The sequence below is a fragment of the Chitinophaga sp. CF418 genome (assembly GCF_900142925.1).
Taxonomy (GTDB): domain Bacteria; phylum Bacteroidota; class Bacteroidia; order Chitinophagales; family Chitinophagaceae; genus Chitinophaga.
In genome coordinates, this window is the sequence record NZ_FRCN01000014.1 from 46,909 (window position 1) to 62,119 (window position 15,211).

Genomic DNA, 15,211 nt, shown 5'->3' on the forward strand with positions numbered 1-15,211 from the left:
TTCGGGGAATCGCGAATTAATCGCCTTCGAAATGGGAATCATTCGACCATATCCGCCGGAAGCGGAAACAAACAACAACAAATGGTAAAATAAATAATAAATTAGCCGGGAATTTTTCGAGAAACAGCAAGATTATGAGTACCCATGCCATTCCATTCCTTTCATTGGAACACATCACCGTTCGTTACCTGGATACAACCCTCTTCACCGGCCTGGACTGGCATATCAATACAGGAGAACAATGGGCAATCACCGGTCCCAGTGGCTCAGGTAAATCCGCCCTGCTCAATACGATAGCGGGAAAGTTCAATGTGATCAATGGCAGTATTCATCATCATTTCAGCGAAACTTACCGCCAGCAGCATACTATCACCGACCCATATTTCAGCTACAGGGACCTGCAGGCACTGGTGGGACACCATCATACCTTCAGAAACCGCTCTAATACCACCACAGACTTCTACTACCAGCAACGGTTCAACAGCATGGATTCCTCGGATGCTCCTACCGTACGGGAATACCTCTACGGAGAATCAGGTGCTACACCAGAGCAGACTCCTATCCTGGAACCGCTGAAGATCCCGGCATTGATGGATAAAGAACTGATCAAGCTTTCCAACGGGGAAACCCGCCGTGTGATGATTGCAAAATCATTGTTAAAACAGCCGGTATTGCTGATGCTGGACAATCCTTTCAGTGGTTTGGACGTTCAGACAAGAAAGCACTTCAGTGATATGGTAAACAGGATCATTGCCGGAGGCACTACCGTAGTGCTGGTCACTTCCCCAACAGAAGTACCGGAAAATATCACCCATGTTCTGACACTGGAGGAAGGCCATATAACAGGGAAGTACACACGGGAAGAGTATCTGAAGATACCTCAGCCGGTCACCACCCAAAGCTGGCAGGTGGATGAGGAAAAGATAAGGGCGATTGTGAAAAACACACCGTCTCCATATGACACCATCATCAGGATGGAACACATAAAAGTGCAGTATGGCGAACATTTGATCCTCGACGATGTTAACTGGATAGTAAAGCCTAACGAGAAATGGGCTTTGCTCGGTCATAACGGCGCCGGAAAATCGACCCTGTTAAGCCTGATAAATGGTGATAATCCGCAGGCTTACGCACAGGAACTGTACCTGTTTGACCGGAAGAGAGGCAGCGGAGAAAGCATCTGGGATATTAAAAAGAAGATAGGCTTTGTATCACCCGAACTGCACCAATACTTCCAGGCCGGCAGTAATTGCCTGCAGGTAGTTGTATCAGGCTTCTTTGATATTATCGGCAGCAACCGCCAGGGCACTGCCGAACAACGGGAACACGCCGCTGCGTGGATGGATATACTGGACATTGCAACATATGCAAACCAGGCTTTTAAAGGAGTACCCGAAAGTGTACAGCGACTGACCCTCCTGGCCCGCGCCCTGGTAAAAGAACCCCCATTGCTCATTTTCGACGAACCCTGCCAGGGACTCGACCTGCACCAGAAGGAACATTTTAAACACGTCATTGATATCCTATGTGGTGTGATGGATCTGACCCTTATATTCGTTACACATTACCAGGAAGAGATACCGGCAGCAGTTACCAATGTCTTGAAACTGGAAAGGGGGAAACCTATATAATAATATTATAATACATTTAGTTTACCTTTATATCTTAAACAGCATTTAAACCTCATGGGTCCCAAAAAACGTCTGGCGGTCGTCTCCGCCTTAGCTGTATGTCTGCTCATTACGTGCATTACAGCCTGTAAAAACACAAAAACAGTCATGAACCCTGCCCTGGCCAAATACATTGAAGCCTATACCGCCGGGGTTATTTCGAGGCAAAGTACAATCCGGGTACAACTGACCAGCAATGTGAATGTTACTCATACACAGAACGAACCTGTGGAAGAGGAACTTTTTGATTTCAGCCCCAACATCAAAGGAAAGGCTTATTGGGTAGACGCTACCACAGTCGAGTTCAGACCCGATGCCAATCTCGAACCTGGCAAGACCTATAAAGCTACCTTCAAGCTGGGTAAGGTCATGAAGGTGGAAAAAGATCTGAAGGAATTCGACTTCGAATTCCTCGTTATCAAGCCATCCTATGCGATAGAAGAGTATGGCCTGAAAGCGGCAGGCAGCAATGTACTGAATAAAATGACCTTCTCCGGCGCTATCAGTACCGCCGATACGGAAGATCCGCAACAGATCGAAAAGGTAGTTAATGCTACCTATGACGGTAAAAAAGTAGCCATCACCTGGCAACACAATGCGGCCGATAAAGTATCCACCTTCACCATCGAGAACCTGGTACGTGCGGAAAAAGGCGGCGGCTCGCGTAAGCTGGAACTGAACTGGGACGGTAACCCACTGAAGGTGGACCGCTCCGGCAAAAAGACAATAGAAGTACCCGCTATCTCCGATTTCAAAGTGCTGGACGTACGTGCTGTGGCTGAAACAGAACAATACGTGCTCGTACAGTTCTCTGACCCCGTTAGCGTAGCTCAGACACTGGATGGCCTGATCGGTATCAGTGGTGAAAGCGATCTGCGCTTCTCCATTGAAGGCAGTGAGGTAAAGGTTTTCGCTGCTAAAAGACTAGAAGGGAACTATAACGTTGTGGTGAATGAAGGTATCCTGAATGTGGCTGATAGTAAGCTGGAACAAAGCTTTTCTGCGAATATCATCTTTGAAAATACACAACCTTCCGTGACCATCCCCGGCAAAGGTGTGATACTGCCGGAAAGCAATAAACTGGTGATGCCTTTTGAAGCGGTGAACCTCAGTGCTGTGGACGTGACCATCATCAAGATCTATGAGAACAATATCCCGCAATATTTACAGCAGAATAGCCTCGACGGTAGCGCGGAATTACGCCGTGTTGGACGCCCGGTAGTAGAAAAGACCATCCGCCTGGATGCTGATAAATCACTCAACCTCCACAAGCGCAACCGCTTCTTCCTGGATATGGAAAAACTGCTGCGCACCGAACCGGGTGCTATCTACCGGGTAACCATAGGTTTCCGGAAGTCCTACTCCCTCCTGGGATGCTCTTCTACTGAAAGTGAGAATGGTACGAGCACAAATGAAGGAGAAAGCGATGAAGAATACTATGGTGGTTATTACGGCAATGACAAATTAGATGAAGACGACGATTTCTGGCGCCGTTATGATAACTACTACCCATATGGTTATTCCTGGGATGAGCGTGACAATCCATGCTCCAACTCCTACTACAATAAAGACAGATGGGCCTCCCGCAATGTCTTCTCCTCCAATATCGGTCTTACCGCCAAAAGAGGAAATGACAACAGTATGCTGATTGCCGTAACAGATATCCGCGATACGAAACCAATGATCGGTGTGGAACTGGAGTTGCTCGACTATCAGAACCAGGTCATCTTCAAAACTAAGAGTGATGGCGAAGGTCTGGCTACTTTCGATCTGAAACGCAAGCCTTATCTGCTCGTTGCTAAAAAAGATGATGAAAGAGGTTACCTGAAACTGGATGATGGTAACTCCCTGCCACTGGGCCGTTTTGATGTGAAAGGTGAAGAAGTACAGAGCGGCATCAAAGGCTTCCTGTATGGCGAACGTGGGGTATGGCGCCCCGGCGATACGCTGTTCCTGACCTTCATCCTGGAAGATAAACAACAGAAACTGCCTGCTAATCACCCGGTAACACTGGAGCTGTACAATCCTAAAGGACAGTTATACAGACAACTGAACGGACTGCAGTCTGTAAATGGTTTCTATCGTTTTACTACTGCCACTTCTCCTGATGATCTGACCGGTAACTGGACGGCTAAAGTAAAAGTAGGTGGTGCGGTATTTACCAAAAACCTCCGCATAGAAACTGTTAAGCCTAACAGGCTGAAAATAGATCTCAACTTCGGCAGGAATACCACGCTCTCTAAGACGTCTCCAACTGAGGGTACACTGAATGCCCGCTGGCTGTTCGGCGCTACCGCACAGAACCTGAAGGCAAAGGTGGATGTGTCACTCACACAGCAGACTACCAGCTTCAAGAACTTTAAGGATTATCATTTCGACGATCCTATCACCCACTTCGAAGCTGAAAGCAAGACCATCTTTGAAAGCAGCCTGGGCGAGAATGGTACAGCACCTGTAAAAGTGGATCTGCCATTGGGTAAAATAGCTCCCGGCCAGCTGAAGGCGAGCTTCGAGATCAAAGTATTTGAGCCAGGTGGCGATTTCAGTATTGACCACTTCTCTATGCCATATAATCCGTTTGCATCTTATACCGGTATCAAAATGCCGGAAGGCGACCGCATGACGGGTATGTTGCTCACAGACAAACCTCATCCTGTAAGCATCGTGAACGTAGATGAAAACGGTAACCTGCTGAGCGGAAACCAGGAAGTACAGGTAGAACTGTACAAGATCCGCTGGCGTTGGTGGTGGGATGAGAACGGTGAGGATGAATTCAGCAACTTCACGCAGGACAGCTACAACCAGCTCCTGAAGAAAGAAACAATGACACTGCGCGGTGGTAAAGGTACCTGGAACCTGCAGATAGCTTACCCAGACTGGGGACGTTACCTTGTGCGTGTAAAAGACCTGAAGAGCGGCCATACCAGTGGTCAGGCAGTATATATCGACTGGCCGGGATGGGCAGAAAGAGTACAGAAAGAGAATCCATCCGAAGCGTCTATGCTGGTATTTACATCAGATAAAAGCCAGTACAATGTAGGAGACGATATCACACTCACCATTCCAAGCGCCGAAGGCGGCCGCGGACTGGTAAGCATAGAATCCGGCAGCAAGGTGCTGAAAACCTTCTGGATTGAAACACAGAAAGGTCAGACCGTCTACAAGTTCAAGGCAGAGAAAGAGATGGCGCCAAACATTTATGTGAACGTCAGCCTGCTGCAGAAACATGCCAATACCCTGAACGACCTGCCTATCCGTATGTATGGCGTGATCCCGATCGCTATTAATGATGCGAATACCGTATTGCAGCCGGTGATCACCATGCCTGACAAACTGGAACCTGAACAGAATGCCAGCATCACCATATCTGAAGCGAAAGGAAAAGATATGACCTACACCATCGCCCTGGTGGATGAAGGTCTGCTCGACCTGACCCGTTTCAAAACACCTGATCCGCACAGTGCTTTCTATGCACGTGAAGCGCTGGGTGTAAAAACATGGGACCTGTTTGATTATGTGATCGGCGCCTGGGGAGGTGATATAGAACGTATCCTGAGCATCGGTGGTGACGAGGGGCTGAATAAAAACGCAGGTAATGCGAAAGCTAACCGCTTCAAGCCTGTTGTACTGTACATGGGGCCATTCACACTGAAAGGCGGCAAACAGACCCATAACTTCAAACTGCCGCCATATGTTGGATCTGTGAAAGCAATGGTAGTTGCAGGTCAGGACGGCGCTTACGGTTCTGCAGAAAAAGTAGTCGCTGTGAAGAAACCGCTCATGCTACTGACCACACTGCCACGTGTATTAGGACCGTCAGAAACGATCCAGTTACCGGTAACTGTATTCGGTCTGGAAAATAATATCCGTTCTGCAAAAGTAACATTGGCTACCAGTCCGCTGCTGGAAGTAGTAGGCGAGCGTACCAAGACTGTTACCTTCCCTCAGCCAGGTGAGCAGATCGTTTACTTTGATGTGCGTGTAAGACCACAGGTAGGTATCGCTAAAGTGAAAGTGACTGCTACCAGCGGTGCAGCTAAAGCAGAGGAAGAAACCCAGCTGGAAATACGTAATCCAAACCCGGTGATCACTACTGTACAGGAAACAACCCTGCAAGCTGGTCAGAGCTGGAGCGCTGCCTATAAACCTGCGGGCATGGCCGGTACTAACACCGGCGTACTGGAAGTATCCACTATTCCTGCATTGAACCTGGCGAAACGACTGAACTACCTGATCCAGTATCCGCATGGATGTGTGGAACAAACCACCTCCAGCGTATTCCCACAGCTGGCATTGAACCAGCTGATGGACCTGAAACAGGGCGAACTGGCGAATATAGACCGTAATATCAAAGCAGGTATCAACCGCCTGAAAGGCTTCCAGGCTTCCGACGGCGGTATGAGCTATTGGCCGGGAGAAGGACAGTCGGACGAGTGGGGTACCAACTATGCCGGTCACTTCCTGCTGGAAGCACAGGCCAAAGGATATGAGCTGCCTGCCAGCATGCTGGACCAATGGAAAAAATACCAGCGTAACAAAGCCGGTGCATGGGCTCCTTCCACTACCAATTTCTATGGTGGCGACCTGACACAGGCTTACCGCCTGTATCTGCTGGCGCTGGCCAAGGTGCCGGAATTGGGTGCAATGAACCGTCTGAAAGAATTCAAGTACCTGTCTAATGAAGCTAAATGGAGACTGGCAGCAGCCTATAAACTGGCTGGTCAGCCGGAACTGGCCAACAGCCTCGTAAGAACATTACCTACAGAGGTGAAGCCATACAATCAACTGGGTGGCACCTTCGGTTCCGACCTGCGTGATAAAGCTATGATACTGGAAACGCTCACCATCCTGGGACAACGTGCCCGTGCGAACGAGCTGTTAAAACAGATAGCCGCTAACCTCGCACAGGATAGCTGGTACAGTACACAAACCACTGCTTATGCACTGATTGCTGTGGCCAAATATTGTGGTGTGAACAGTAGTGGCAATAAGATGACCTTTAGTTATACACTGAATGGCAGCAGTAATACTGTAAACGGTAGCTCTTATGTAGCCCAGGTGCCTGTTACCTTCGCCAGCATGGCAGATGGTAACATAAGTATCCAGAACAAGGGACAGAATGTGCTGTATACCCGCCTCATTCTCCAGGGCCGTCCGGATGCCGGCCAGGAGCCAAATGTGCCTAACAATCCGGATGTATTGGATATCCAGGTGAAATACAGCACCCGCGATGGTAAGGCTATTGATCCGGCATCTCTGCGTCAGGGAGCAGACTTTCTGGCGACTGTCACTATCCGCAACCCCGGTAAACGTGGCTATTATGAGCAGATGGCATTGACAGAGATATTCCCAAGTGGATGGGAGATCATCAACACCCGTCTGATGGACAATGACAGTACCTTCCGTTCATCGCCATTCACCTACAAGGATATTCGCGATGACAGGGTATACACTTACTTCAACATTGAAGAAAACAAAACACGCACTTATAACGTCCTGCTGAATGCGGCCTACCTCGGCCGTTATTATCTGCCAGCCGTATCCTGCGAAGCGATGTATGACAATACCATACATGCGTTCCTGCCGGGTAAATGGGTGGAAGTGACGAAATAAGTAATTTGAATATTGACTGCCGTTTAGTTAAGCAACAGATAGCTTAGCTAAACGGCAGTCTTTTTTATACTACAACAGGCCCCTACATTTTATTCCTATTCCTGATTCTTATTCCTAATTTTACCTCATGTGGTTCCGAAAACGAAAATGGTGGCTTCTTGCCACAGCCCTGCTCCTTATCCTTTACATCGTCTGTATACCTTCCCGTCTATTTACCACACCAACCTCATTCGTGATTGAAGACAGTAACGGAGAGCTGTTAAGTGCTACTATTGCTACCGACGGACAATGGCGTTTCCCGGCAGACAAACAGGTACCCGATAAATTTGCCAAATGCATTGTTGCCTATGAAGACAAACGTTTCTATCATCATTGGGGGGTAGATATGCTGGCTTTAGGTCGGGCTATCAGGCAAAACATCAGCAGAAAAAGAGTTGTCAGCGGAGGCAGCACGCTTACGATGCAGGTGATCCGCCTATCGCGTAATCAGCCGCGTACGCTTGTGCAGAAGCTCATAGAAGCTGTCATGGCAACCCGGCTGGAGTTCTCTTATTCCAAGAAAAGTATTTTATCATTATACGCTGGCAATGCTCCCTTCGGAGGAAATGTGGTCGGATTGGAAGCCGCTTCCTGGCGGTATTATGGCCGCAGCGCAACACAACTGTCCTGGGGAGAAACAGCAGCACTGGCAGTACTGCCGAACAGCCCTGCACTTGTACATCCTGGTCGTAACCGGCAGATCCTGTTACAAAAACGCAATCAACTGCTGGATAAGTTGCGGCAGAACAATACGATTGACACCGTGACCTGTCAGCTGGCCAAGCTGGAGCCTTTGCCCGACCAACCGAAAGCATTGCCACAGGATGCACCGCATTTACTGGATCTGTTCAGGAAAGACTATCAGGCACAAAAAGATAATAAAGCCGTTACACGTATCAGGACAACGCTGGAAGCATCATTGCAAAGGAATGTCAGCAATATCGTAGAGCGTTATCATAGTATCTACAAAGCGAATGGTATCAACAATGCAGCCGCCATTGTACTGGATGTAGAAACAGGTAATACACTTGCTTATGTGGGCAATGTGTATCATCCGGAAGATCCTGAGACGGAAAGCCATGTAGACATTATACAGGCTCCACGCAGTCCGGGCAGTACGCTGAAACCTTTCTTATACGCAGCCATGCTGAATGATGGGATGATATTACCGCATTCCCTGGTAGCAGATGTCCCTACACAGATAGCAGGTTACACACCGCAGAACTTTGACCTGGGATACGATGGCGCAGTTCCCGCCAGTAAAGCCCTTGCACGTTCGCTCAATATTCCGGCAGTCAGAATGTTACAGCAATACCGTTATGAAAGGTTGCATGCATTGCTAAAGCAGATGGGGATGACAACATTGACCCAACCTGCTGACCATTACGGTCTTTCACTCATCCTCGGCGGCGGAGAGTCTAATTTATGGGAACTGTCTGGCATGTATGCCAGCATGGCCCGTACACTGCTGCACCTGGATCAGTATAACGGGAAATATGATGCAGATGATATCCATCCACCGAACTATATACAGGGTGCTAAACTGGTGTCAAAACATTCACCGGCAAGCAGTGGCATACTGGATGCAGGCGCCATCTGGTATACCTTTCAGGCGATGGAAGAGGTGATGCGTCCGGGAGAAGAATTACTCTGGCAGCAGTTCTCTTCATCACAGCGTATTGCATGGAAAACGGGTACCAGCTTTGGTTTCAGAGATGGTTGGGCTGTCGGCGTTACACCGCAATATGTAGTAGGTGTATGGGTAGGCAATGCGGATGGCGAAGGCAGACCAGGGCTGATAGGAGTGTCTACAGCGGCGCCTATACTTTTTGATGTATTCCGCTTACTACAAACCGGCAGCTGGTTTAATACGCCGTACAGTAAATTGCAAAAGATAGAAGTCTGCCGGCAAAGTGGCTACAGGGCCAGCGATCTTTGCCTGGAGAAAGACTCTATTGCCGTGCCAGTCAGTGGATTGCGCTCAGGTTTATGCCCATATCATCAACTGGTACACCTTGATCATACAGGCAAGTGGCGCGTCACAGCAGACTGTGAAGCACCATCTCAAATGCAGCATGTACCATGGTTTGTGTTGCCGCCAGCTATGGAATTTTACTATCGCTCGAAACATAATTACCTGCCACTCCCACCATATAAAGCGGAATGCCTGGCCACACTCAATGCCGACAAGGCGCCTATGGAGCTGATTTATCCAAGACCGAACGCACGTATTTATGTACCTGTAGAAATAGATGGTACGCCGGGAGAGGCCGTATTTACGGCAACACACCGTAATGCAACGGAGAAGATCTACTGGCACCTGGATAACAATTACATTGGTACCACACAGGAATTCCATCAGTTAGCACTGCATCCCGCTGCGGGTAAACATACCATCACACTGGTTGATGAGCAGGGAGAACAGATCCATGTATCATTTGAGACATTGGAGAAGAAGAACGAAGATTAGTAACCGTACTTCTCCTTCCATAAGCTGCGCAGGTGTTTTCTCATTTCATCCTCCCTCGCATTCTTGCCGGGGTCATAGAGCTTCATGCCTTTGATCCTGTCCGGCAGGTATTCCTGCGGAGAAAAATTGTTCTCATAGTCATGAGAATATTCATATCCTTTATGATATCCCATGTCCTTCATCATCTTGGTAGGCGCATTACGTATATTCATTGGCACTGGCAAGTCGCCGGTCTGTGACACGACAGACATTGCATTATTAATGGCCATATACGCGGCATTGCTCTTCGCAGACGAGGCCAGATAAGTAGTACATTGGGAAAGGATAATCCTTGCTTCCGGATAACCGATCATGGCTACCGCCTGAAAGCAGCTGGTAGCCAGCAGCAAAGCATTGGGATTGGCGTTGCCAATATCCTCAGATGCCAGTATCACCAGGCGGCGGGCAATGAATTTCACATCCTCACCACCTTCTATCATTCTCGCCAGGTAGTATACAGCTGCATTGGGATCGCTTCCACGAACAGATTTGATAAATGCAGAGATGATGTCATAGTGTTGTTCACCTGTCTTATCATAGATCGCTACGCGCTGCTGCGCAATGTCCATCACCTTCTGATCGGTAATTACGATGGGCATTTCATTTTGCAGGGTATTTACCACCAGTTCAAACAGGTTAAGCAGCTTACGGGCATCCCCACCAGAGATATTAAACAAGGCAGTGGTTTCCTTCAGTTCTATTTGTTTACTGCCCAGCCATTCATCCTGTTTCATAGCCTGATGCAGCAGCTGTAACAACTCGGCTTCACTAAGTGGCTTGAGTACATATACCTGGCTGCGGGACAACAATGCGGAATTGACCTCGAAGGAAGGATTCTCTGTAGTGGCGCCTATCAGTGTAATGATACCTTTTTCAACAGCCCCCAGCAGGGCATCCTGTTGCGATTTATTGAACCGGTGTATTTCATCAATGAATAGCACGGCATAGCCCTGTTTACGGGCTACCTCGATCACTTCACGTACTTCTTTTACACCAGCAGAAATAGCACTGAGTGTATAAAAGGGTACATCCAGTGTATGTGCAATAATATTGGCAATGGTGGTCTTACCTACGCCCGGAGGCCCCCACAGGATCATTGAAGGGATCTTTCCCTGCCGCAGGGCAGTACGTAATATACTGTCCTTGCCGGTCAGGTGTTCCTGTCCCACCAGCTCATCCAGTGTCTCCGGTCTTATTCGCTCGGCTAATGGTTCCATTATACAGTAATATTAAGTGTTTGGGATGCCTCAGACATCATGCATCCAGATCAAGATCAATATGTTTGTCGTCTTCCTGCTTTTTCTTCCATTGTTGCAGGAAGGACAAGGATAACAAAGCATTCACTATGATTGTGCTGCCATACAGGAAGAGGAAGATCTGCATCCCGGTTATTATTTTATCCATTAGTCCCTTCATGGATTCCAGCTGGTGAAGCTGTTCATCATTCATCTGGCTGCTCATTTCTTTTATGTACAGGTCCTTATAGGCAAAAATAGCAATGGCGCCGATCAGCATAAAAGCTCCTACCAATATTGAGTAACCACCCATGATACGGATACCGCCGGGTGTGTTTTCTTTTAGTGTAAAACCGGGTTCCTGGAGGCTCCTTTGCAGGTATGCCGAGAGGATGGCATGAATAAAAACCCCGCCGAACATAACAATGGAGACCAATCCCTGGCCGAATGCCCCCATCAGCATGGATGTGAAATTCAGCAGCAGAAAGAATCCTGTGATGAACAAGTTAATCCCTGTCAGTGCCTTAAACAATTTAAATCTAAAAGTCATGTATTCCATTTTTACAGATTACAAACCTACTAAACAACCGGCAAACCACCCAGTATACTACCTGACCTGCTGCCGTCTATAAAAAAGCGATGCGTCTGCATGGGATGTTTTAGTTATATTGAGTTACTAAACCTGTTTACATATGAAGAGCACATACGCTTTACATCTTCCATTGCTGGCAGCTGTATCCCTTATGGCGGCCTGTAACAACAACACCACCAAACAGACACAGGCAGGACCAGACACAACCAAAGTCCCCGCTTTCGAAGTACGTTCAATTGATTCAACCGCAAAGCCTTGCGATGATTTTGACCAGTTTGTAAATGGCAGCTGGAAAAAAAACAATCCTATTCCTTCAACTGAAAGCCGTTGGGGCGCCTTCAATGTACTAGATAAGGAAAATAAAGAAGTACGGTTGAAAGGCATCATTCTTGCCCTGGCAGAGCAAAAAGATCTGAAAAAGGGAACGGAAGAGCAGCAGATCTCCGACTTTTACCGCTCATTCCTCGATACTGCCACTATCGAAAAACTGGGTATAACGCCCCTGCAGCCTTACCTCGATAAGATTAACGGTATCAAGAACCTTACAGATTTTGCAAAAGTATCCGGCGAACTGGAAATGATCGGTATTCCCAGCGTCGTGAACTTTGGTGTTGATGCAGATGGCCGTAACAGTAAGATGAATGCCGTGTACCAGGTACAGGATGGCTTGAGTCTTGGTGAAAGAAGCTATTATGAAAGGCCTGACTCCAGCACAGCAGAGGTGCGTAATGAGTTTGTAAGCCACATCAACAAGCAATTCTCACAGGCAGGTTTTAAGGATGCGGACCCAGGTAAGACCATCCTGGATTTCGAAACCAAAGTAGCGAAGCTCCAGCTCAGCAACGTGGAACTGCGCGACCCTGTGGCAACCTACAATAAAGCACATTACAGCGAATTAAAGAAACTGGCCCCGGACTTTGACTGGGATGTATTTACAGGTACACAGGGTATCAAGACCGATACTATGATCCTCCAGAACAAAAAGTATCTGACATATGTATCCATGCTGTTAAAGGGCACCTCTCCTGAAACACTCAAAACCTGGATGCGCTGGCAGGTATTATCTCATTTTGCCAGCTATCTGTCAAAACCGATAGACGACGAGAATTTCCACTTCTTTGCTACTGTAATGCGTGGCGCCAAACAACAGCGCCTCCGCCTGGAACGCGCTATCCGCGCTACCGACGGTATCATGGGTATGCCGCTGGGAAAAGTATTTGCCAAGAAATATTTCCCTGAAAGCTCCAAACAGAAGGTATCTGAAATGATCGAGAACGTACGCGCCGTATACGGACAGCGTATCGACAGCCTGACCTGGATGAGCGCTACCACCAAAGAGATGGCGCATAAAAAACTGGCGTCCTTCACTTATAAGATCGGTTATCCTGATAAATGGAAAGATTATTCCACCATTGATATTAAACCAGGCTCCCTGGTTGAGAACCTCGTTTCTGCCGCTCATTACGGACATAAAGAGGCGCTCGATAAGATCGGTAAACCAGTGGACAAAGCTGAATGGGGTATGACACCTCAGACGGTGAACGCATATTACAACCCGCTGAACAACGAAGTGGTATTTCCAGCTGGTATCCTTCAGCCGCCATTCTTCAATGCAGATGCTGATGATGCCATCAACTACGGGGGTATTATTGCGGTGATCGGTCACGAGTTCACCCATGGCTTTGACGATCAGGGTTCCCAGTACGATGCAGATGGTAACCTGAAGAATTGGTGGACAGATGCCGACCGTAAGAACTTCATGGCCTTGGCCAAACGCTATATCAACTATTTCAGCAGCATTGAGGTGCAGAAAGGCTTCTTTATCAATGGAGCACTGACCATCGGTGAAAACATTGCTGACCTGGGCGGTCTGACACTGGCTTACAGCGCGCTGGAAAAATCCCTGAAAGGTAAACCTGAGCCAGCCCTGATCGACGGGTTTAATTGGAAACAGCGTTTCTTCCTGGGTTGGGCGCAGGTATGGCATGCTAATACCACTGAAGCTGCCCTGCGTAACCAGATACAGACAGATCCGCATTCTCCTGCCAGAGATCGTATCAACGGACCTTTGCCTCACATGAAAGCTTTTGCTGATGCCTGGGGTTGCGCTCCCGGTAGCAAAATGTGCCTGACCGACGATAAACGTGTTGTGATCTGGTAAGCTATTTTACTTGAAATAATAAGGGGGCTCGCGTAAAACCGGGCCCCCTTTATTATTTTAAGTAAAATCACTGCTTTTACCGCAAACCAATCATCAATCTCCGGGATTTATACAATACATTCTATTCATTATGTCTTAATTTTGCTTATTATTCACCGGATTAAAACAGTAACAATGACCGGCATTTTGAAACAATATCGCACAGAGATCCGCAATATATTGGTCCTCACCTTAGTGGTGATGCTTCTCCCATATTTACCCAAACTGGGCGCCTACCTGCTGACCACCACTACAGGAGCCATTATTGCCCTGAGCCTGGCGGGAAGTTTAGTACTGGCCTTTACACTGAAAATATACTTTCGCATATTGGTAATGCGTATTAATAATGACAACAAAACTGTTGCCTGATTCCTTTAAACGCAACCTATTATGACGATGAGACAACTACTGAATATCTCCTATACACTCCTGCTGGTGGCATTAATGACTGCCTGCGGTAATTCCGGTACAAAGCCAGCTAATGACAGTGGTGCTGCCGCTACCCAACCTGCGGAACAGGAACCAGCCCAGAATGCGGCTATTGCCGGCAAACTTCCGGACCCTGTATGTGGTATGCCTTATGATACCATGTATAAAGAATGGAGCGTATATCAGAATGATACAGTTCATTTCTGTTCCCCAACCTGCAAACGTGTATTTGATAAGAATCCGGACAAGTACGCAGGTAAGCTGGGACTGTAATCGACCGCCAGCCCTTTTTTATCTCTTACCCAATGTAACTTAGTACTGTTTTTTGCGTTCTAATTACAAACTCCTATGCATGAGATCACTATTAACCAGCTTGCTGCTACTCATGTTATTTTGCAGCTGTGAGAAAAATGACGTGGAACCCACGCCTGCGGTAGATGTCACCGGCGCCTGGCAACTGTCCCAACAGTTATCACTACCAGACACCGTTTGGCAGAATATCTCTTCCGGAGATTCCGCTTTTTATGTTTTTGGAGCCAACGGCCAGTTTGTTTTTGATGCCAGGAGTTACCATTTCACTGGTACTTATAAAGTTATTCCTTCCGGCAATAAAGTAAAACTGATCGTTACCGGTAAAGATTCCATTTCCCAATATCTCCAGGTGGAAAAACTGAGCGATACCAGCATTCGCATAGATGACTGGTTAATCGGCATTAATAAAGAGCAGATCAGCCGCAAATTCATCCTCATCAACAAGTAAGTCACTCATAAGCAATACGATAAAAAAAGTCCCGGGATAATTCCCGGGACCGTCGATTAAAACAGCTTATGAAAATCTACGCTTACGTTCAAATTATATTATAAAGTTACCCCCCGAGTATTACGAGAGTGTTACGGGTACATTATCAGCGTATTAACAAATCA

General features: G+C 47.5%; 9 protein-coding genes. 7 read left to right on the plus strand and 2 right to left on the minus strand.

Annotation, left to right across the window (positions count from 1 at the left end; genetic code table 11):
• Positions 1-134 precede the first annotated feature (134 nt).
• The 3 genes from F3I09_RS26580 (at position 135) to pbpC (ending at position 9,792) form a co-directional block, all read left to right on the plus strand.
• Entirely contained in the window at positions 135-1,631 is a 1,497-nt protein-coding gene (locus F3I09_RS26580) for an ATP-binding cassette domain-containing protein (RefSeq protein ID WP_149698093.1), read from the plus strand.
• Between the two features lie 147 nt (positions 1,632-1,778).
• Positions 1,779-7,283, plus strand: coding sequence for an alpha-2-macroglobulin (locus F3I09_RS26585; RefSeq protein ID WP_223233394.1), 5,505 nt, complete (start codon positions 1,779-1,781; stop codon positions 7,281-7,283).
• A 127-nt stretch (positions 7,284-7,410) separates the two neighbouring features.
• Positions 7,411-9,792, plus strand: coding sequence for a penicillin-binding protein 1C (gene pbpC / locus F3I09_RS26590; RefSeq protein ID WP_149698095.1), 2,382 nt, complete (start codon positions 7,411-7,413; stop codon positions 9,790-9,792).
• Here pbpC and F3I09_RS26595 read toward each other — a convergent pair.
• Both F3I09_RS26595 and F3I09_RS26600 read right to left on the minus strand, forming a co-directional pair.
• Positions 9,789-11,048: a replication-associated recombination protein A gene (locus F3I09_RS26595; protein ID WP_149698097.1), complete on the minus strand. Its 1,260-nt coding sequence runs from the start codon at positions 11,046-11,048 to the stop codon at positions 9,789-9,791. The genes pbpC and F3I09_RS26595 overlap by 4 nt on opposite strands.
• 37 nt (positions 11,049-11,085) lie before the next feature.
• Positions 11,086-11,616, minus strand: coding sequence for a hypothetical protein (locus F3I09_RS26600; protein WP_149698098.1), 531 nt, complete (start codon positions 11,614-11,616; stop codon positions 11,086-11,088).
• 142 nt (positions 11,617-11,758) lie between these two features.
• Between F3I09_RS26600 and F3I09_RS26605 the strand changes: the two genes are divergently transcribed.
• From F3I09_RS26605 to F3I09_RS26620, 4 genes are all read left to right on the plus strand, one after another.
• A complete protein-coding gene (locus F3I09_RS26605) occupies positions 11,759-13,819 on the plus strand; it encodes a M13 family metallopeptidase (protein WP_149698099.1) in 2,061 nt (686 codons plus the stop codon).
• 174 nt (positions 13,820-13,993) lie between these two features.
• The gene (locus tag F3I09_RS26610) at positions 13,994-14,227 is read left to right on the plus strand and encodes a hypothetical protein (protein WP_149698100.1); all 234 of its coding nucleotides are present in this window, start codon (positions 13,994-13,996) and stop codon (positions 14,225-14,227) included.
• 21 nt (positions 14,228-14,248) lie between these two features.
• Positions 14,249-14,560 carry a YHS domain-containing protein gene (locus F3I09_RS26615; protein ID WP_149698101.1) on the plus strand — a complete coding sequence of 104 codons (312 nt, stop codon included), beginning with the start codon at positions 14,249-14,251 and terminating at the stop codon, positions 14,558-14,560.
• Between the two features lie 79 nt (positions 14,561-14,639).
• Complete coding sequence (locus F3I09_RS26620) at positions 14,640-15,047, plus strand: hypothetical protein (protein WP_149698102.1); 408 nt, start codon at positions 14,640-14,642, stop codon at positions 15,045-15,047.
• Positions 15,048-15,211 lie beyond the last annotated feature (164 nt).